At 74.7% G+C, this 19513-nt stretch carries 18 protein-coding genes; 9 read left to right on the forward strand and 9 right to left on the reverse strand.

The features are described 5' to 3' along the window. Nucleotides 1–31 precede the first annotated feature (31 nt). On the forward strand, nucleotides 32–877 hold the full coding sequence (locus ACZ66Z_RS17775; protein ID WP_469934904.1) for a spermidine synthase: 846 nt from the start codon (nucleotides 32–34) through the stop codon (nucleotides 875–877). Here ACZ66Z_RS17775 and ACZ66Z_RS17780 read toward each other — a convergent pair. Both ACZ66Z_RS17780 and ACZ66Z_RS17785 read right to left on the reverse strand, forming a co-directional pair. Next, complete coding sequence (locus tag ACZ66Z_RS17780) at nucleotides 839–2164, reverse strand: MFS transporter (RefSeq protein WP_469934905.1); 1326 nt, start codon at nucleotides 2162–2164, stop codon at nucleotides 839–841. The genes ACZ66Z_RS17775 and ACZ66Z_RS17780 overlap by 39 nt on opposite strands. Before the next feature lie 158 nt (nucleotides 2165–2322). After that, nucleotides 2323–3471, reverse strand: coding sequence for a DUF8017 domain-containing protein (locus tag ACZ66Z_RS17785; protein ID WP_469934906.1), 1149 nt, complete (start codon nucleotides 3469–3471; stop codon nucleotides 2323–2325). A 106-nt stretch (nucleotides 3472–3577) separates the two neighbouring features. Between ACZ66Z_RS17785 and ACZ66Z_RS17790 the strand changes: the two genes are divergently transcribed. Further along, a complete protein-coding gene (locus tag ACZ66Z_RS17790; protein ID WP_469934907.1) occupies nucleotides 3578–4030 on the forward strand; it encodes a DUF4442 domain-containing protein in 453 nt (150 codons plus the stop codon). 175 nt (nucleotides 4031–4205) lie between these two features. Then, the gene (locus tag ACZ66Z_RS17795; RefSeq protein WP_469934908.1) at nucleotides 4206–4859 is read left to right on the forward strand and encodes a DedA family protein; all 654 of its coding nucleotides are present in this window, start codon (nucleotides 4206–4208) and stop codon (nucleotides 4857–4859) included. Between the two features lie 117 nt (nucleotides 4860–4976). Here the strand turns inward: ACZ66Z_RS17795 and ACZ66Z_RS17800 are convergent, their stop codons facing one another. Further along, nucleotides 4977–5504, reverse strand: a complete 528-nt coding sequence (locus ACZ66Z_RS17800; RefSeq protein ID WP_123458764.1) for a gamma carbonic anhydrase family protein — start codon at nucleotides 5502–5504, stop codon at nucleotides 4977–4979. Nucleotides 5505–5651: 147 nt separating this feature from the next. Here ACZ66Z_RS17800 and ACZ66Z_RS17805 point away from each other — a divergent pair, with 147 nt between their 5' ends. After that, on the forward strand, nucleotides 5652–6419 hold the full coding sequence (locus ACZ66Z_RS17805; RefSeq protein ID WP_469934909.1) for an acyltransferase: 768 nt from the start codon (nucleotides 5652–5654) through the stop codon (nucleotides 6417–6419). Nucleotides 6420–6432: 13 nt separating this feature from the next. Here ACZ66Z_RS17805 and ACZ66Z_RS17810 read toward each other — a convergent pair whose 3' ends face one another. After that, entirely contained in the window at nucleotides 6433–7296 is an 864-nt protein-coding gene (locus ACZ66Z_RS17810) for an EamA family transporter (protein ID WP_469934910.1), read from the reverse strand. Nucleotides 7297–7400: 104 nt separating this feature from the next. On the opposite strand from ACZ66Z_RS17810, the gene ACZ66Z_RS17815 reads away from it, so the two are divergent. Continuing rightward, on the forward strand, nucleotides 7401–7973 hold the full coding sequence (locus ACZ66Z_RS17815) for a helix-turn-helix domain-containing protein (protein ID WP_469934911.1): 573 nt from the start codon (nucleotides 7401–7403) through the stop codon (nucleotides 7971–7973). Nucleotides 7974–8378: 405 nt separating this feature from the next. On the opposite strand, the gene ACZ66Z_RS17820 is transcribed toward ACZ66Z_RS17815, so the two are convergent. Beyond that, nucleotides 8379–8819: a CoA-binding protein gene (locus ACZ66Z_RS17820; RefSeq protein ID WP_469934912.1), complete on the reverse strand. Its 441-nt coding sequence runs from the start codon at nucleotides 8817–8819 to the stop codon at nucleotides 8379–8381. Nucleotides 8820–8990: 171 nt separating this feature from the next. On the opposite strand from ACZ66Z_RS17820, the gene ACZ66Z_RS17825 reads away from it, so the two are divergent. The 3 genes from ACZ66Z_RS17825 to ACZ66Z_RS17835 all read left to right on the forward strand — a co-directional run bounded on the left by ACZ66Z_RS17825 (nucleotide 8991) and on the right by ACZ66Z_RS17835 (nucleotide 14041). Then, the gene (locus ACZ66Z_RS17825; RefSeq protein WP_469934913.1) at nucleotides 8991–9617 is read left to right on the forward strand and encodes a YigZ family protein; all 627 of its coding nucleotides are present in this window, start codon (nucleotides 8991–8993) and stop codon (nucleotides 9615–9617) included. 204 nt (nucleotides 9618–9821) lie between these two features. Continuing rightward, entirely contained in the window at nucleotides 9822–11000 is a 1179-nt protein-coding gene (locus ACZ66Z_RS17830) for an exonuclease SbcCD subunit D (protein WP_469934914.1), read from the forward strand. After that, nucleotides 10997–14041, forward strand: a complete 3045-nt coding sequence (locus ACZ66Z_RS17835) for an AAA family ATPase (RefSeq protein WP_469934915.1) — start codon at nucleotides 10997–10999, stop codon at nucleotides 14039–14041. Before ACZ66Z_RS17830 ends, ACZ66Z_RS17835 begins: the two co-directional genes overlap by 4 nt. On the opposite strand, the gene ACZ66Z_RS17840 is transcribed toward ACZ66Z_RS17835, so the two are convergent. The 3 genes from ACZ66Z_RS17840 to ACZ66Z_RS17850 all read right to left on the reverse strand — a co-directional run bounded on the left by ACZ66Z_RS17840 (nucleotide 14031) and on the right by ACZ66Z_RS17850 (nucleotide 16801). Next, nucleotides 14031–14480 carry an Lrp/AsnC family transcriptional regulator gene (locus tag ACZ66Z_RS17840; protein WP_469934916.1) on the reverse strand — a complete coding sequence of 150 codons (450 nt, stop codon included), beginning with the start codon at nucleotides 14478–14480 and terminating at the stop codon, nucleotides 14031–14033. The two genes, ACZ66Z_RS17835 and ACZ66Z_RS17840, sit on opposite strands and share 11 nt — an antisense overlap. A 70-nt stretch (nucleotides 14481–14550) precedes the next feature. Then, a complete protein-coding gene (locus tag ACZ66Z_RS17845; RefSeq protein ID WP_469934917.1) occupies nucleotides 14551–16254 on the reverse strand; it encodes a DUF885 domain-containing protein in 1704 nt (567 codons plus the stop codon). A 49-nt stretch (nucleotides 16255–16303) separates the two neighbouring features. Continuing rightward, entirely contained in the window at nucleotides 16304–16801 is a 498-nt protein-coding gene (locus ACZ66Z_RS17850) for an Lrp/AsnC family transcriptional regulator (protein WP_329852287.1), read from the reverse strand. Between the two features lie 59 nt (nucleotides 16802–16860). Here ACZ66Z_RS17850 and ACZ66Z_RS17855 point away from each other — a divergent pair, with 59 nt between their 5' ends. After that, on the forward strand, nucleotides 16861–18087 hold the full coding sequence (locus ACZ66Z_RS17855) for a trans-sulfuration enzyme family protein (protein ID WP_469934918.1): 1227 nt from the start codon (nucleotides 16861–16863) through the stop codon (nucleotides 18085–18087). Here ACZ66Z_RS17855 and ACZ66Z_RS17860 read toward each other — a convergent pair. Further along, nucleotides 17999–19474, reverse strand: a complete 1476-nt coding sequence (locus ACZ66Z_RS17860; RefSeq protein WP_469934919.1) for a GNAT family N-acetyltransferase — start codon at nucleotides 19472–19474, stop codon at nucleotides 17999–18001. The genes ACZ66Z_RS17855 and ACZ66Z_RS17860 overlap by 89 nt on opposite strands. Between the last annotated feature and the right edge of the window lie 39 nt (nucleotides 19475–19513).

The raw sequence follows: 19513 nt of genomic DNA on the forward strand, positions 1-19513 counted from the left end.
GACGGGTGACGACGGGGGCGACAATGAGGGCGTGAACGAGCACATCCCCGTCGTCCGCGAGGTCGACCAGGGCACCGCACGCCTCATGCCCGACGTGGACCGGGAGCGGGCCTGGCTCCTGACGGTCGACGGCGCGCCCCAGTCGTACGTCGACCTGGACGATCCGGCGTACCTGGAGTTCGAGTACGCGCGGCGCCTCGCCCATGTCGTCGACGGCGCCGCCGAGCCCGACGCGCCCCTCGACGTCCTCCACCTGGGCGGCGGGGCGCTCTCGCTGCCCCGGTACGTCGCCGTCACCCGGCCCGGCTCGCGCCAGGACGTCGTCGAGGCCGACCGGGGGCTGCTCGCCCTGGTGGAGGAGCACCTGCCGCTGCCCGAGGGTTCGGGGACCGCCGTGCACGCGGCGGACGCCCGCGCCTGGCTGGAGGCGGCCCCGGACGCCTCGGCCGATCTGATCGTGGGCGACGTCTTCGGCGGCTCGCGCGTGCCCGCGCACCTCACCTCCGTCGAGTACGCGCGCGAGGTCCGGCGCGTCCTGCGGCCCGGCGGTCTCTACGCCGCCAACCTGGCCGACGGCGCGCCCTTCCCCTTCCTCCGCTCCCAGCTCGCCACCTTCGCCGTCGTCTTCCCCGAGCTGGCGCTCGTCGCGGAGCCCTCCGTGCTGCGCGGCCGCCGCTTCGGGAACGCGGTGCTCGTCGCCTCCGGACGGGAGATCGACACCGCCCGCCTCGCGCGGCGCGCGGCGGCCGACGCCTTCCCCGCGCGCGTGGAGCACGGGGAGACGCTCGACCGCTTCACCGGCGGCGCGCAGCCGGTCCTCGACGCCGGGGCCGTCCCGTCACCCGTTCCCCCGGAGGGCGCCTTCGGCATCGGCTGAGGGCCCGGGGGCCGCGGCGACGCCCGCGACCTCCTTCGTGTGCGGGCGGCGCGTCAGGTTCCGTACGTCCGGCACGAGCAGGACCAGCGCGGTGACCAGCACCATCAGCGCCGCCGCGCCCCACAGCGCCTCGCTCCTGCCGAACGCGCTCTCCGCCGGGCCCGCCAGGGCCGTGGACAGCGGCAGCAGGGCCGTCGAGCCGAACCAGTCGTACGCCGAGACCCGGGACAGCTTCTCCTCCGGGATCTCCTGGTGCATGGTCGTCATCCACGAGACGCCGAAGACCTCGATCGCCACCCCGCTGACGAACATCGCCGCCGTCAGACCCGCCGCGTCCAGCGGCACGGCGAGCGCGGCCGAGGGCAGCGCGATCGGGAAGACGCACAGGGTCCCGACGAAGAGCATCCGACGCGGTTTCCACCGGGTCATCAGGACGGCACCCGCGACCGTCCCCGCCCCGTACGCGGCGAGCGCGATGCCCCAGGGGCGCGAGCCGCCCAACGCGTCCCGGGCGACCAGCGGTCCGTACACCGACTCGACCGCGCCGATCAGGCCCACCACCACCGAGAACTGCGCGACGATCGACCACAGCCAGGCCCGGCCGACGAACTCCCGCCAGCCCTCCCGCAGATCCGCGAAGAGCCCGCCGCCGGGCGCGCGGTCCGGGACGCCGCTCACGTCGAGGAAGGCGCGCAGGCCGCCCGCGACGGCGAAGGCGACCGCGTCGATCGCGAGGACCCAGCCCGGTCCGACGAAGGCGACGAGCGCGCCGCCGAGCGCCGCACCGCCGATGGCGGCGCCGTGCATCGCCATCCGGAAGACGGCGAAGGCACGACTCGCCTGCTCCCCGCTGACGCTGGACATGAGCATGCCCTCGGCCGCCGGGTTGAAGAAGGCCTGGCCGGTGCCGCAGAGCGCGGTGAGCACCATCATCTGCCAGACGCGGGCCTCGCCGGAGAGCACGAGGGCGGCGAAAGCGGCCTGCGAGACGCAGTTGAGGGCGTTGGCCGCGACCATCACCCGGTGCCGGGGCAGCCGGTCGGCCACCGCGCCGCCGATGAGCAGGAAGAGGACCAGCGGCGCGAAGCGCGCCATGGCCACCAGGCCCACGTCGCCGGCGTCGCCCCCGGTGTCGAAGACCGCCCAGGTCGTGGCGATCAGCGCGCCGTGCGTGCCGAGGTTGGTCACGACGGTGGCGGCGGTGAGCAGGAGGTAGTTCCGGCCGGCCCACTCGGGGCGGCGGGAGCGGGACGGCGTCCGGCGGGGGGAGGCGGCGGGTGAGGTCACCCCGGGACTATCCCTGGCCGCCGCCCGTGCTGCCAACCGGGTATCGGACGGCCCCTCGCCGCGCGGGATCGACCGCCGGGGCCGCCGCGGCGGCCCCGGCGGTCGATCCCAGTGGTCGGGCGGTCAGGTCCCGGGGCCAGGCCCCGGAGGCCAGGCGGTCAGGACCCGGAGGGGGCGAGCCGGACCGTGGAGAGGATCTGCCGGATCGTCGCGTCGGGCAGCTCGTCCTTGACGCCGTCGGCCCCGTAGAGCACCCAGGTCGAGAAGTCGCCGGCGGCGTTCTTGAAGGAGAAGGCGTAGGACTTGCCGTCCGTCTCGCACTTGTTCCGCTTCTTGACGCCCGGTGCCGTGGCGGTCGCCAGGCTGCCGGTCAGACCGGACTTCGTGGTGTACGGCACGGGCTTGGTGATCTTGATGGTGCTCTGCGGCATGTGCTGCGCGTAGCCGCCCCACACCCAGGTGCCGGCCTCGCCGCGCGCGGCGGACGCGGTGTCCTTGGCGCCCTGGCCGCCCTTGGTGCCGCTGGTGGACAGGCTCCAGCTCTCCTCGGTGCCGTTCTTGTCGGTGTCGTACGTGCACCACTTGCTCTTGAGGCTCGTGGGGCTGGACATCGTGACCAGCGGAAGGCCGCCGCCCTTCTTCTCGTCCTCGAAGGCGGTGATCGAGCCCGGCTTGGACACCTCCCACTCCGGGGGCACGTCGAAGAGGGTGCCGTACTTCGGGTTGTAGACGACCTTCCAGCCGGGGATCGTCGGCTGCTGCGCCGCGCCGTCGCGCGGATTGGCGATCGACGTGCTCGGGTCGGGCGCCGGGGCGGACGAGGGGGCCGTGGAGGTGGAGGCGGTGGCGGACGGCTTGGAGTCGCCGGCGGTGTCCTTCCGGTCGTCGTCCTTGCCGAGCACCAGGAAACCGGTGACTCCGGCCGCGACGACCACGGCGGTGGCGGCGACGATCGCCACGAGCGTCGTCTTCTTCTTCCCGCCGTCGGGCCCGCCGGGCTGTCCGGGGCCGGGCACCGCGTACTGCTGCGGCACGGTCGGCTGCTGGTACGGGTTGGGGTGACCCGGCTGCTGGGCGTACCCCTGCTGCGGGTAGCCGGGCTGAGCCGGCGGCTGCTGCGGATACCCCGGCTGGGCGGGCGGCTGCTGCGGGTACCCGGGCTGCGTCGGCGGCTGCTGCGGATGCCCGGGCTGGGCCGGCGGCTGCTGGTACGGGTTCGGCTGCTGGTACCCCGACTGCTGGTAGGGGTTCTGACTCTGGTCCTGCGGGTTCTGCTCGCCCCCGGGCGGCTGCTGTCCTGGCCACATGGCCAGTAACCATAGAGGTGCGGGGGCCGCTCGACCACGCCCGCCCCCGGACCGGGCACGGGCGGGGGATGGTCAAGGCTGCTACTCGTGGGTAACATCACGGTCCATGAGCGCAGACCAGATGTCCGTCGGCGAGATGCTCGCCGCCACGGTCCCCATGGCCGGAACCCTGAACCTGGAGTTCCTGGAGACCACCGCCGAGCGCGCCGTCGTGCGCCTCCCGGACCAGCCCGCCTACCACAACCACGTCGGCGGCCCGCACGCCGGGGCGATGTTCACCCTCGCCGAGTCCGCCAGCGGCGCCATCGTGCTCGCCGCCTTCGGCGACCAGCTGGGCCGCGCGGTCCCGCTCGCCGTCAGCGCCGAGATCGGCTACAAGAAGCTGGCCATGGGCGTCGTCACGGCCACCGCCACCCTCGGCCGCCCCGCCGCCGAGGTCGTCGCCGAGCTCGACGCCGGACGGCGCCCGGAGTTCCCGGTGCGGATCGACATCACCCGTGAGGACGGCGCCGTGACCGGCGAGATGACCGTCGTCTGGACCCTGCGCCCGAACGCCTGACCTCCGGCCGCCGTACGCCGCCCTCGCAACCCTCCGGGGTGCGGGGGCGTCCGTATGAGGGGCGGCGCTCGTCGAGGGCCGCGTTCCATCGGCCCGGGGTAGGCTTCGACGGCGTGCCCGTCGAGCTGTGTCCGGGCCATCGAGCAGCCGAGCAGCCGATACGGGAGGAAGCGCGTTGCACGTCCAGGAGTGGCTGGAGACGATCCCCGCGGTCGCCGTCTACGTCCTTGTGGCGGTGGTGATCGGGCTGGAGAGCCTGGGCATCCCGCTCCCCGGCGAGATCGTGCTCGTGAGCTCGGCACTGCTCGCCTCGCAGCACGGCGACATCAACCCGTACGTCCTCGGCGCCTGCGCCACCGCCGGCGCGATCGTCGGCGACTCGATCGGATACGCGATCGGCCGCAAGGGCGGGCGGCCGCTGCTCGCCTGGCTGGGCGGGAAGTTCCCCAAGCACTTCGGCGAGGCCAACATCGGACTCGCCGAGCAGTCCTTCCAGAAGTGGGGCATGTGGGCGGTCTTCTTCGGCCGCTTCATCGCCCTCCTCCGCATCTTCGCGGGACCGCTCGCGGGCGTGCTGCACATGCCGTACTGGAAGTTCCTCGTCGCCAACGTCCTCGGCGGCATCGTGTGGGCCGGCGGCACCACGGCCGTCATCTACTCGGTCGGCGTCGTCGCCGAGGCCTGGCTCAAGCGCTTCTCCTGGCTGGGCCTCGTCCTCGCCGTGCTGATCGGCATCGCCTCGATGCTGGTCGTCAGGAACCGTGCGAGGAAGGCGGCGGCGCAGCGGACCGACGCCGCCGAGCCGGAGCCGGTCCCCGCGACGGACTGAGCGCGGACCGCACGCGTACGGAGCGGAGGGCGGCACCCGTCCGGGGTGCCGCCCTCCGCTCCGTACGCGTGGGGGTGCCGCTCCCGGGCGCGGTGCCGCCCTCCGCCGTGGCGGGCCTCAGTCCTCGAAGGCCTCGGCGTGGACCTTGGCGAGGTGCAGGTACATCTCGGCGTTCAGCCGGATGCCCGCCTTCTCCTCGTCGGTCAGCGGGCGGCGCACCTTCGCCGGGACCCCCGCGACCAGCGATCCCGGCGGGACCTCCATCCCCTGCGGGACGAGCGCCTGGGCGGCGACGAGCGAGCCGGCGCCGATCCGGGCCCCGTTGAGGACGGTCGCGCCCATGCCGACGAGCACGTCGTCCTCGATCACGCACCCGTGCACGGTCGCGTTGTGGCCGACGGTCACCCGGTCCCCGATCGAGACGGGGAAGCCGGGGTCGACGTGGACCGTGCAGTTGTCCTGGACGTTGGAGTCCTCGCCGATCGCGATCGGACCGCAGTCCGCCCGCAGCACCGCGTGGTACCAGATGCCGGCGCGGGCGCCGAGCGTGACCTCGCCGAGCACCACGGAGGTCGGGGCGGTGAAGGCGGTCGGGTCGATGCGCGGCTCCTTGCCGCCCACTCCCTTGATCAACGCCTCTGTCATGGTTCGCTCCTGATCGTCGGATCCTGGGATCGTCAGCCGTCGTGTCACGCCCGGGGGTGCCCCCGGGCGCAGCCTATGCCGTGCTCATGACGGACATCACAGCGCACCGCACTGATCAGGTACGACGGCTCCGACTACGGTGGCCGGGTGCCCAGGAACAGAAACACGTTCTCATCCCTCGCCGTCTGGCGGCGCAGGGTCCTCGCCCGTGCCGTGCAGGGCGGCTGGCGCTGGGTGCAGCAGGCCGGCTCCGTCACCGCCGAACACCCCGGGAGGCTGCGGTTCCGCCGCCTCGGTGCCGGCACCCGGCTCGCCTTCCCGCAGGGCACGGTCTTCGGCGAGCCGTGGATCGAGATCGGCGAGTGCTGCATCATCGCCGAACAGGTCACCCTGACGGCGGGGATGCTGCCGGACCTCGACCTCGGGACCGACACGGTCCTGACCCTGGGGGACGGGGTCGTCCTCGGGCGGGGCAGCCACGTCATCGCCGACGCGAAGGTGACGATCGGCTCGGACACGTACTGCGGCCCGTACGTCTACATCACCTCGACGAACCACAGCTACGACGACCCGGACGAGCCCGTCGGCCGTCAGTGGCCCCGCTCGGAACCCGTCTCCATCGGCCCCGGCTGCTGGCTCGGCACGGGCGCGGTGATCCTTCCCGGCGCGCGCCTCGGCCGCAACGTCGTCGTCGCGGCGGGCGCGGTGGTGCGCGGCGAGGTCCCGGACCACTCGGTCGTGGCGGGCGCCCCGGCGAAGGTCGTCCGCGGCTGGGACCCGGAGAACGGCTGGCAGCCCCCGCTCCGCACCCCCGCGCCGACCCCGATACCGGAGCACGTCACCCCGGAGCAGCTCGCGGCGCTGGCGGTCTGGGAGGCACAGCGCGCGGGCAGCTCCGAGTCCGTGCCGTCCTGACCGTCCGCCCCGTCTAACCCGTCGCCAGGAGGACCGTGCCCACCAGGGCGAGGCCCGCGCCCGCCGCCTGGACGGCGCGGAGGCGTTCCTTGAGGACGCCGCGGGCCGCGAGGGCCGTGACGACCGGGTAGAGGCTGGCGAGGACGGCGGCGACGGTGACCGGGCCCTGCTGCGCGGCCATCGCGTACGTGCCGTTGGCGGCGACGTCCGCGAGGCCCACGAAGGCGAGGGCCGGGAGCGCGGCGCCGACGGCCCGGGCCCCGCCCTCGGGGAGCGCGCGGCCGCCGCGGCGCACCGAGGCGTACAGGGCTCCGCCGCCGACCAGAACGTTGGTGACGCGCTGGACGAACAGGGCGAGGAACAGGCCCGTGACGGTCGTGGACGCCTCGGCGATGAGCGCCATCACCGAGCCGAAGCCGAAGGCGGCGACCAGGGTCAGCAGGACCGCCTGGCGCTGGACCGGCGCCCCGCGCAGCTCCGGCCCGCCCGCGAGCACCACGCCGAGGACCGCCACCCCGATCCCGGCGAACTGGAGCAGCCCCGGCCGGTCGCCGACGAGCAGGCCGACGGAGACGGGGACGACGACGCCGAGGGAGCCGAGCGGGGAGACCACGCCCATGGGGCCGAGCGCGAGCGCCTTGTAGAACGCGAGCATGGCTGCCGGGCCGACGACGCCCGCCCCGACCGCGTACCAGAGCTGGGGTCCCGCCTCCGTCCAGGCGCCGGTCGCGAGGACGACCGTGCCCAGGACGAGGACCGCGAGGGTCTGGGAGACCACCACGACGGTGAGGGCGGGGATCCGGCGGGTGAGGAGTCCGCCCCCGAAGTCGGCGAGGCCCCACAGAAGGCTGGTGGCCAGGGCGAACAGGGCGGTCATGGATCCTCGCAAGGGCGTGCGGCAGTACAGTGCAGTGAACAATCGGGTGCACCCCACCGTAGTTCAGTTCATTGAACTCTGTCATCCAGAATATTGGACGGAATGTGTCGGACCTCGACCAGCTCACGCAGTCGCTCGCCCGGAACCTGAAGCGCTGGCGCAAGGAGCGGGGATTCACCCTGGACGCGCTCGCCGCACGCGCGGGCGTCAGCCGCGGCATGATCATCCAGATCGAGCAGGCCCGGACCAACCCCAGCGTCGGCACCACGGTCAAGCTGGCCGACGCCCTCGGCGTCTCCATCACGACGCTCCTCGACTACGAGCAGGGCCCCCAGGTCCGGCTCGTCCCGCCCGGCCAGGCCGTCCGGATGTGGTCCACCTCCACCGGCAGCCACACCACCCTCCTGGTCGGCACGGAGGCCCGCGGCCCGCTGGAGCTCTGGTCCTGGACCCTCATGCCGGGCGAGGGCACCGCCTCCGACCCGCACCCGGAGGGCACGACCGAGCTGCTGCACGTCACCGCCGGCACGCTCACCCTGGTCGTGGACGGCGAGGACCACCTGCTGCCCGCCGGCACCTCCGCCGTCTTCGAGGCCAACGTCGCGCACGCCTACCGCAACGACGGCGACGAGCCGGCCGAGATGACGATGGCCGTCTCCATCCCGCCCGTACGCTGACGGCCCCGGCCCCGCCCCCGTGGCCCCCGCCGCCGCTCGTGAGCGGAGGGCCCGTACCCCGCCGCCCGCACGCCGAGACGGAGGTCCCGGGACCGGACGGCGGTCGTTGGCGTGAGGCGCACGCGCGCACCCGTCGGAGACTTCGACGAGGCCCGGCCCGCCCCCGACCGCCTCGACCTCCTGACCGGCCCCGTCGCCGCCGCCGTCCGTGCCTGGACGGGCCCCGTCCCGGCCGGCTGGCCGCTGCTCGTGGACGCCGCCGTCGTCGACACCGAGTGGGTCCTCGTCGGCAGCGGTCGCCGCCGGGGCAAGCTCATCGTCCCCGGCAAGGCCTTCGCCCGCCTCCCCGGCGCCGTCGTCCTGGAGGACCTCGGCGTCCCCGTCGGCCGAGGACGCGGCCGGGGCTCAGCCCAGGCGCGGTATCTCGATGGCGGGGCAGCGGTCCATGACCATGTCGAGGCCCGCCGCGCGGGTGCGGGCGAACGCCTCGTCGTCGACGACGCCCAGCTGGAACCAGACCGCCTCGGCGCCGATCGCGACGGCCTCGTCGGCGACGGCCCCCGCCAGCTCGCTGTTCACGAAGACGTCGACGACGTCGACCGGGAACGGTATGTCGGCCAGCGAGGCGTAGCCCTGCTCCCCGTGGACCGTCTCCGCCTTCGGATGCACCGGGACGATCCGCTTGCCGAAGCGCTGGAGGACGGCCGCCACCCCGTACGCGGCACGGGACCGGTTCGACGAGAGGCCGACCACCGCCCAGGTGTCGCCCGTGGCCGTCAGGATCCGCCGCACCGCCTCCGGCGCGGAGTAGGCGGCGGGGCCCGTGGTCGTGGTGTCTGCGCTCATCGCTTCTGCTGCCTCTCGTCGGTGCGGCCCGTCTGTGAGAGGAACGAGCCGCGGCGGGCCGTGATTCCCGCACGCCCGCCCCGGCGGCCCCGGGATCCTCCCTGGGGGGCGCCCCGCCGATCGGGTCGGGTGCCGGAGGGGGCCGGCCCGGGCGGCCCGTACGCTGGTCGGATGCAGGAGCAGTACCGCACGCCGGCCCGCGAGGGCGTGCACGAGACCGAGATCAACCGCTCGCGCTTCCTCTGCGCGCTCGCGCCCGTCGCCGACGAGCACGAGGCGCAGGAGTTCGTCGCGCGGGTCCGCAGGGAGCACCCGACCGCCAGCCACAACTGCTTCGCGTACGTCATCGGCGCCGACGCCTCCGTGCAGAAGGCGAGCGACGACGGCGAGCCCGGCGGCACGGCCGGCGTCCCCATGCTCCAGATGCTGCTGCGCCGCGAGATGCGGTACGTCGTCGCCGTCGTCACCCGCTACTACGGCGGTGTGAAACTGGGCGCGGGCGGCCTGATCCGCGCCTACGGAGGGGTGGTCGGCGAGGCGCTCGACGCCCTCGGCACCGTCACCCGGCAGCGCTTCCGGCTCGCCGCCGTCACCGTCGACCACCAGCGCGCGGGCAAGCTGGAGAACGACCTGCGGACCACCGGCCGCGCCGTCCGCGAGGTGCGGTACGCCGACGCCGTCACGATCGAGATCGGCCTCCCGGACGCGGACGTGCCCGCCTTCCGCGACTGGCTCGCCGACGCCACGGCCGGCACGGCCTCCCTCGAACTCGGCGGCGAGGCGTACGGCGACGCGTGAGACGTCACGCGTGACGCACCTCACGTGACGGCCCGTCAGTGCTGCCCCGCGCGCGACGCGGTGCGGCCGGGCCCCGGGGCGCGACCGGCCGCACGCGCGCCCGTGGACGGGCCGCACCCACCCGCCCGCTCGGGATAGCGTGGGGCGCGCACACGAACGGAACGGGCGGCGAGGGGCGGGGCACATGCGGGGTGGGGCGGCATCGTGAGGCTCCTGCACACCTCGGACTGGCACCTCGGCCGGTCCTTCCACCGCGTCGGTCTCCTCGACGCCCAGGCCGCCTTCCTCGACCACCTCGTGGCGACCGTCCACGCGCACGAGGTGGACGCCGTCCTCGTCGCCGGGGACGTCTACGACCGGGCCGTGCCCCCGCTGCCCGCCGTCGAGCTCTTCGACACCGCGCTGCACCGCCTCGCCGAGGCCGGGGTGCCCACCGTCATGATCTCGGGCAACCACGACTCCGCCCGGCGGCTCGGCGTCGGCGCCGGGCTCATCGAGCGGGCCGGCATCCACCTCCGTACCGACCCCGACGGCATCGGCACCCCCGTCGTCCTCTCCGACGCCCACGGCGAGGTCGCCCTCTACGGGCTGCCCTACCTCGAACCCGTCCTCGTCCGCGAGCGGCTCGGCGCCGAGAAGGGCGGCCACGAAGCCGTCCTCGCCGCCGCCATGGACCGGGTCCGCGCCGACCTCGCCCGCCGACCCGCCGGCACCCGCTCCGTCGTCGTCGCCCACGCCTTCGTCGCGGGCGGCACGCCGAGCGACAGCGAGCGGGACATCACGGTCGGCGGCGTCGCCGCCGTCCCCGCCGGGATCTTCGACGGCGTCGACTACGTCGCCCTCGGCCACCTCCACGGCAGCCAGACCCTCACCCCGCGCGTCCGCTACTCCGGCTCCCCCCTCGCCTACTCCTTCTCCGAGGCCGACCACCGCAAGACCATGTGGCTGATCGACCTGGGCCCCGGCGGTCCCGACGGGGCGATCACCGGCGACGTACGCCTCGACTGCCCCGTCCCGCGCCCCCTCGCCCGCATCCGGGGGCGGCTCGACGACCTCCTCGCCGACCCCGCGCTCGCCCCGCACGAGCGGTCCTGGGTCGAGGCCACCCTCACCGACCCCGTACGGCCCCCCGAACCCATGGCCCGGCTCGCCGAACGCTTCCCGCACACCCTCAACCTGGTCTTCGACCCCGAACGGACCCCGGACGACCCCGGCGCCTCCTACGCCCAGCGGCTCCGGGACCGCACCGACCAGCAGATCGCGGAGGACTTCGTGGCCCACGTGCGCGGTGGCGCCACCCTCGACGGCGCCGAACGGACGGTCCTGTACGGCGCCTTCGACGACGTCCGCGTCGACACGGCCGAGCGCGAGGTGGGCCGGTGAGGCTGCACCGCCTGGAGGTCACCGCCTTCGGCCCGTTCGGCACCACGCAGAGGATCGACTTCGACGCCCTGTCCTCCGCCGGGCTCTTCCTCCTCCACGGGCCGACCGGCGCCGGCAAGACCTCCGTCCTCGACGCCGTCTGCTTCGCCCTGTACGGGAGCGTGCCCGGCGTCCGCCAGACCCCCGGCACCTCCCTGCGCAGCGACCACGCCCCCGTCGGCACGTACACCGAGGTCCTCCTCGAACTGACCGTGGGGGACCGGCGGCTGGAGATCACCCGCCGCCCCGCCCAGCAGCGGCCCAAGAAGCGCGGCGGCGGCTTCACCACCGAGAAGGCCCAGACCTGGCTGCGCGAGTACGACTCCGCCACCGGCGCCTGGAACGGCCTCAGCCGCTCCCACCAGGAGATCGGCGAGGAGATCACCCAGCTCCTCGGCATGAGCCACGAGCAGTTCTGCCAGGTCGTCCTCCTCCCGCAGGGCGACTTCGCCCGCTTCCTGCGCGCCGACGCCGAGAAGCGGGGCAAGCTCCTCGGCCGCCTCTTCGACACCCGCCGCTTCGCCGCCGTCGAGGAACGCCTCGCCGAACTGCGCCGCACCGCCCAGCGGCAGGTCGAGGACGGGGACGCGCGGCTGCTCGCCCTGGCCCACCGCACGGCCCAGGCCGCCGGCGGCCTCGACGCCGCCCGCGCCCCCGTCGAGGGCCGGCCCGGCGACCCCGGGCTCGCCGAGTCCGTCCTCGCCTGGGCCGCCGTCGCCCGCACCGAGGCGCGTGAAGCCCTCGACATCGCGCGCGTGCGCCTCACCGCGGCCGAGGCCGCCCGGAACACCGCGCGCGCCGACCTCGACGCGGAGAACGACCTCGCCGCCCGGCAGGCCCGGCACGCCGACGCCCTCCGGCGCCGCGAGCGGCTCACCGAGCAGACCCCCGAGCGCGACCGCCTCCGAGTCGCCCTCGACCGGGGCCTCAAGGCCGACCGGGTGGCCCCTGCCCTCGGACTGCGCCGCGACGCCGAGCGCGAACACGCCGCCGCGCAGACCACCCGGGAGCGTGCCCGCGCCCTGCTGCCCCCCGACCTCGCCGACGCCGGTGCCGACCACCTCTCCGCCCTCGAACACCGGCTGCGCGAGGAGCTCGGCGGGCTCGACGCGGCCCGCCGCGCCGAGCGCCGCGCGACCGCCGTCGCCGAGGAACGCGCCGTGCTCGCCCGGGAGGCGCGCGCCGACGAGGACGCCCTCCGGGACGCGGCCGACTGGCTCGCCGGATGGGAAGCGCGCCGCGCGGCCCTCACCGAACGCGTCGAGGCCGCCCGCGACGCCGCCGCCCGCGCCGAACACCTCGCGGGCCGCCTGGAGCCCGCCCGCCGCAGGCTCGACGCGGCCCGCCGCCGCGACTCCCTCGCCCAGGACGCCGGGGCGGCCGAGACGCGCCTCGCGGAGGCCCGCGAGCGGCGCAACGCGGCCCACGAGAACTGGCTCGACGTCAAGTCCCGCCGCCTGGAGGGCATCGCCGCCGAACTCGCGGTCGCCCTCGCCCCGGGCGACCCCTGCCAGGTCTGCGGCTCCACCGACCACCCGGCCCCCGCCCGCACCACCGCCGGCCACGTCGACCGCGCCACGGAGGACGCCGCCTACGCGGCCTACACCCGCGCCGAGGAGACCCGCACGGCCGCCGAACGCGAACTCGCCGTCACCCGCGAGTCCTGGTCCGCCGCGCGCGCGGAGGTCCTGACCGGACCGGGGGCGGCCGACCCCGGGGCCGAGCCCACCGTCCGTGAGCTGGCGCACGAAGCGCAGGAGTTGGCCCGGCTGCACGCCGAGGCGCACGCCCTCGCCGGGCAGTCGCACGGCGCGCGCGAGGCGCTCGCGCGGGCCGAGCGGGAGCACGAGGAGCGGGTGGGCGCGCAGCGCGAGGCCGAGCGGCGGGCCGCCGCGCGCACCTCGCGGCGGGAGGCGCTGGAGCGGGAGCAGTCCGCACTCGACGAGGAACTCGACCGGGGACGCGGCACGTTCGCCAGCGTGGCCGAACACGCCACCCGCCTGGAGCGGCGGATCGCCCTCCTGGTCGATGCCGCCGGAGCCGTGCGCACCGCAGAACTCGCCGCCCAGCGCCTCAAGGAGGCCGACGACCGGCTCGCCGACGCCGCCTACCGGGCGGGCTTCGCCACCCCGGCCGAGGCCGCCGGCGCCCTCCTCGGCGAGGGCGCGCGACGCGACCTCCAGCAGCGCCTGGACGCCTGGCAGGCCGAGGCCGCCGCCGTCGCGGACCGGCTCGCCGAACCCGGAACGGCCGAGGCCGCCGCCCGCCCGCCCGCCGACCCCGCCACCGCGGCGACCGCGCACACGGCGGCCGAACGCGCCTTCCGCGAGGCCGACTCCGCCCTGGCCGCCGCCCGCGAGCGGGCCGCCGAACTCGCCGGGCTCTCCCGGCAGGCCGTCACCGAGGTCCGCCGCCTCGGGCCGCTGCGCGAGGAGTACGACCGGGTGGCCCGGCTCGCCGCCCTCACCGCCGGCACCTCCGCGGAGAACGAGCGCCGGATGCGCCTGGAGTCGTACGTGCTCGCCGCCCGGCTGGAACAGGTCGCGGCGGCCGCGAGCGCCCGCCTCCAGCGCATGTCCTCGGGCCGCTACACCCTCGTCCACTCCGACGCGCGCTCCGGCGGCAAACGGTCCGGTCTCGGACTGCACGTCGTCGACGCCTGGACCGGCAACGAACGCGACACGGCCACGCTCTCCGGCGGCGAGACCTTCTTCGCCTCCCTCGCCCTCGCCCTCGGTCTCGCCGACGTCGTCACCGACGAGGCCGGCGGCGTCAGGCTCGACACCCTCTTCATCGACGAGGGGTTCGGCAGCCTCGACGAGCAGACGCTCGACGAGGTCCTCGACGTCCTCGACTCGCTGCGCGAACGGGACCGCAGCGTCGGCATCGTCAGCCACGTCGGCGACCTGCGCCGCCGGATCCCGGCCCAGCTGGAGGTCGTCAAGGCGCGACAGGGCTCGGCGGTGCGGCTGCGGACCGGCGGGGACGCGCTCAGCGGCTGAGGGAACGCCGGGGCAGCGGCGAGGAGTAGACGACGCTGGTGGTCACCGCCCCGAGCGTGGAGATCTTCCCGGTGATCGCCTCCAGGTGCTTCATGGAGCGGGCGGCGACCTTGAGGACGAAGCAGTCGTCGCCCGTGACGTGGTGGGCCTCCAGGACCTCGGGCGTGGTGTCGAGCAGGTCGTGGAACGGCTTGTAGTTGCCGTGCGGGTACCGCAGCCGTACGAAGGCGAGAACGGACAGGCCCAGGCGGTCCTGGTCGACGATCGCCGTGTACCCCGTGATCACCCCGACGTCCTCCAGGCGCCGCACCCGTTCGGTCACCGCGGACGGCGACATCGACACGGCGCGGGCGAGCTCGGCGAAGCTGGCGCGGCCCTCCGACTGGAGCGCTTCGAGGATGCGCCAGTCGGTGGCGTCCGGAGTGTATGCGGTGCTCATGATGGAGAGCGTGCAGGGGAATCCCCGGTCGATCAAGGGACCGACCGGGGATTCTCGCGATGCGAAGGGATCAGAGGCGGGAGATCTCGTCCACCAGATCGTCCAGGCCGAGCGGACCCTGCGAGAGGGCCGCCATGTGCCAGGCCTTCGCGTCGAACGCCTCGCCGTGCGCGGCCCGCGCGTTGGCCCGGCCGAGCAGCCAGGCGCGCTCGCCCAGCTTGTAGCCGATCGCCTGGCCGGGCATCGACAGATAGCGGGTCATCTCGCTCTCCACGAAGGACGGCGGGCGGCTGCTGTGCAGCTGGAAGAACTCCTGGGCGAGTTCCGGCGTCCACCGCTCGCCCGGGTGGAAGGGCGACTCCGCGGGGATCTCCAGACCGAGGTGCATGCCGATGTCCACGATCACCCGACACGCGCGCATCATCTGGCCGTCGAGGTAGCCGAGGCGCCGCTCCGCGTCGGGCAGGAAGCCCAGTTCGTCCATCAGGCGCTCGGCGTACAGCGCCCAGCCCTCCGAGTTCGCGCTGACCTTCCCGATGGTCGCCTGGTAGCGGGAGAGCCGGTCGGCGACGTGCACCCACTGCGCGATCTGCAGGTGGTGGCCGGGGACGCCCTCGTGGTACCAGGTCGACACCAGGTCGTACACCGGGAAGCGGGTCGTGCCGTCCACGGGCAGCCAGGTGCGGCCCGGGCGCGAGAAGTCCTCGGACGGACCGGTGTAGTACGGCGCGGCGGCGCCGCCGGGCGGGGCGATCCTGGACTCCACCCGCCGTACCCGCTCGGCGAGTTCGAAGTGGTGGCCGTCGAGCGCCTCGATGGCCTGGTCCATCAGCTCCTGGAGCCAGACCCGGACCTCCTCCACGCCCTCGATGTGCGTGCCGTGCTCGTCGAGGTGGGCGAGAGCCTCCCAGGGGCCCGCGCCCGGCAGGATCCGCTCGGCCTCGGTCCGCATCTCGCCGAGGAGCCGGTGGTACTCGCTCCAGCCGTACGCGTACGCCTGGTCGAGGTCCAGGTCGGTGCCGTTGAAGAAACGGGTCCAGCGCTGGTAGCGCTCGCGGCCCACCGTGTTCGGCGCGTCCGCCACGGCCGGTGCGTACACGTCCCGCATCCAGTCCCGCAGCGCCCCGACGGCGGCGGTGGCCTCCTTCGCGGCCGTCGCGAGCGCGGCCCTCAGCTCCTCGGGGAGCGTGGCGGGGCCGGCGGCGGCGAACTCCTCGAACCAGCCCGGCTTCCCGTCCTTCCCGCCCGCCCACTCGGTGAGCTGCCCGACGAACGTGGCGGTGGGGCGCGGTCCGCCGAAGAGCTTGCGCTCCAGGCCCAGCGCCAGGGAGGCGCGGTAGCCGTCGAGCGCGGCCGGGACCGCGCGCAGCCGGGCGGCGACCGCCTCCCAGTCCTCCTCGGTCTCCGTCGGCATGACGGTGAAGACGATGCGGACGCTGTGGGCGGGCGAGCGCATGTTGCTGACCGTGCGGAGGTTCTCCTCGGCCTCGTGCACGGCCAGTTCCGCCGTCAGCCGCTCCCGCAGCAGCCGGGCGCAGCGCCGCTCGGCGTCGCTGTCCGCGCCCGGTGCCCGCTCGGCCCCGTCGAGCCGGGCGAGCGTGCGGCGGGCGAGGTCGGCCACCGCACGCTGGCCGGCGGGCGAGAAGTCCGGCAGCAGTCCGGCGCTCTCCTTGACTCCCAGGTACGTACCGGTGATCGGGTCGAGGGCGATGAGTGCGTCGACGTGGTCGTCGGCGACCTGGCGGGGCAGCGCGCTGCTGGAAGTGTCTGGCATGGGAGTCATCCTGGCGCCTCCGGCGGGCCCGCGTCACCCTCGTCAGGCCTCAGTCGGCTGACAAGGAGGGGCCGGGGGAGGGCGGCAGCAGGGGGCCGCATTCCCACTGCTGGAAGATCAGCCGGGTCTCCACGCGGGCCACCTCGCGGCGCGAGGTGAACTCGTCGAGGACGAGACGCTGCAGGTCGGCGGGGTCCGCCACGGCCACGTGCACCAGGTAGTCGTCGGGCCCCGTGAGGTGGAACAGCGCCCGGGACTCGGGCAGGGCCCGGATCCGGTCGACGAACGGACCGATCAGTTCACGCCGGTGGGGGCGGACCTGGACGAGAAGGAGCGCTTCGAGCCCACGCCCGAGTTTGGCCGGATCCAGTCGTAGCTGGTGTCCGAGGATCACACCTGTGCGGCGCAGCCGTGCCACCCGGTCGAGGCAGGTGGAGGGCGCGACTCCGACCTCGGCGGCGAGTTCGCGGTAGGTGCTCCGGGCGTCGTTCTGCAGGAGGCGAAGAATGTGCAGATCGACCGTGTCCAGTACGACAGAATCGGCCATCTGGCGAACGTAGCACGGTGGTTTCCCGCTACTTCCCGGTATCCGTTCACAGTGCCGCCATGGACGCCATGGATCACGGCCTCTCGGCCATCCCGAGGGCCCTTGCCACCGAAGCCGTGCACGCCGGCCGCGAAGACCTCGCCGGACTCGGACTGCACGCCCCGCCGCTCGACCTGTCCACCACCTACCCCTCGTACGACGCCCGGGCCGAGGCCGCCCGGATCGACGAGTTCGCCACCACCGGCGCCCGGCTCGACGGCCCGCCCGTCTACGCCCGGCTCGACAATCCGACCGTCGCCCGCTTCGAGGAGGCCCTCGCCCGCCTGGAGGGCGCCGAGGCCGCCGTCGCCTTCGCCAGCGGCATGGCCGCCCTCACGGCCGTGCTCCTCGCCCGGGCGAGCCAGGGCCTGCGGCACGTCGTCGCGGTCCGCCCGCTGTACGGCTGCAGCGACCACCTCCTCGACGCCGGGCTGCTCGGCACCGAGGTGACCTGGACCGACCCGGCGGGCATCGCCGACGCGATCCGGCCCGACACCGGCCTCGTCATGGTCGAGTCGCCCGCCAACCCGACGCTCGCCGAGGCCGACATCCGGGCCGTCGCCCACTCCTGCGGCTCCGTCCCGCTGCTCGTCGACAACACCTTCGCCACGCCGGTGCTCCAGCGCCCCGTCGAGCAGGGCGCGCGCATCGTGCTGCACAGCGCCACCAAGTACCTGGGCGGCCACGGCGACGTCATGGGCGGGGTCGTCGCCTGCGACGAGGAGTTCGCCCGTACCCTCCGTCAGGTCCGCTTCGCCACCGGCGGGGTGCTCCACCCCCTCGCCGGGTACCTGCTGCTGCGCGGACTCTCCACCCTTCCGGTACGGGTCAGGGCGGCGTCCTCGACGGCCGCGGAGCTGGTGCGGCGGCTGGTCACCGACCCGCGGATCGCCCGGGTCCACTACCCGCGGATCGGGGGTGCCATGATCGCCTTCGAGGTGTACGGGGACCCGCACGACGTGATCGCCGGAGTGCGGCTCATCACCCCGGCGGTCAGTCTCGGCAGCGTCGACACCCTCATCCAGCACCCGGCCTCCATCAGCCACCGGATCGTGGCCGAGGGGGACCGCCGCTCCGCGGGCGTCAGCGACCGGCTGCTGCGGATGTCGGTCGGCCTCGAGGACGTCGAGGACCTGTGGCGCGACCTGACCCAGGCGCTCAGCGCTCCGCCGGCCGAGACACCTCGCGCGGCTGCTCGTGCCGTGCCCGAGCGGCCGGTCGCGGTGCCGAGGACAGTCGGGCGGTGATCACCAGGGTGCCCTCCTCGATCTGGTAGTCGAGGGGGAGGTTCAGCGCCCGCATCGCGGCCACCATCCCCGTGTTGGAGGACTGCGTCACGGCGTACACGCTGCCGCAACCGGTCTCCCCGGCCATCGCCACCAGCCGGCCGAGGAGCTCGGAGCCGATGCCGCGCCGCTGCCAGTCGTCCTCGACGAGGAGGGCGACCTCCGTCTCGTCGCCGTCCCACAGCAGGTGGCCGAGGGCGACGAGACGGCCGGAGGCCGTCTGCACGGCGAGGGTGCGGCCGAAGCGGGGGCTGAGCAGGTGGTCGAGGTAGCGGTCGGCGTCCCCGACGGGACCGTGGTAGCGCAGGCCCAGGGTGCGGGCCGAGCAGCGGTCGTGCATGGCGCGCGCGGCGGCCAGGTCGCGCTGGTCGGCGCGGCGGACCGTGATCTCGTTGCCCTCCGGCAGGGTCAGCACGTCCTGGCTGCGCGGGACGCGGGGGCCGAGCCGGGCGTCGAGCTCGACGAGGGCGCGGGCCCGGGCGAACTCGGTCGGGGTGAAGGGCAGATGGGGCCGCTCGACGATGAACGTGCCGCCGTGCGGGTCGCGCAGCCGCATCACGGTCTCCTCCAGGACGCCTTCGACCGGGGCCTGTTCGCCGGTGGGGCGACCGGTCAGCGACACCGCCGGCACGGAGTGGAGGGTGCAGCGGCCGAGGAGCTGCCGCAGCGCGAGCGGCAGTTCGGCCGCGTCGAGCGCGGTGCGGGTGGCGAGGCCCAGGAGCCGGGTGGGGGTGTCCACCAGGTCGTGCGCGTCGGCCCGCTCGGTCCAGGTGTCACGACCGCCGGCCGCGGCCGTCTCGCGGGCCAGGTCCTGCGCGGAGAGGCCGGTGGGGGCGCGCAGCAGGAACTCGTCGACCGTGCCGTCGGCGAGCGGGTGGGTCTGGAGGGTGAGGATGTCCACGCCCAGGCGGGCGAGGACCGTGCACAGCGAGGCGAGGCTGCCCGGGGTGTCCGCGACGGTGGTCCGCATCCGCCACAGCGCCGTCTCGGCCGGTGCCCCGGACCCGCTCCCCTCCTCCGTCTCCCGCCCCGTCTCCCGCTCGTTCGCCGGGGCGGGGGATCCGCTCGGGGCCGGCAGGTCCGTGGAGGGGCGCCCGCCGGTGCGACCGGCGGGCGGGGCATGGTCGGCATGACTGCGCCTCCGCGCCCACCAGGTGTGGAACGCGGCGGTGGCGGCCAGCGCGATCGCGGAGAAGACCATGAGGGAGGGGCCCCCGGGGCCCTTGACGACGGTCTTGGCGATCGTGTCGGCCACCACCACGGCGGTGAACAGGGCGGCGAGCTCGATCAGGTCGTGCCGCCAGTGGTGCGGACGGCGGGCGCTCTTCGAAGACGTCACATCGGTCATGACTTCACTGTGACCCAGCGGTGTTGCGTGATCGCGAAC

The organism is Streptomyces sp. NPDC107498, assembly GCF_055582805.1.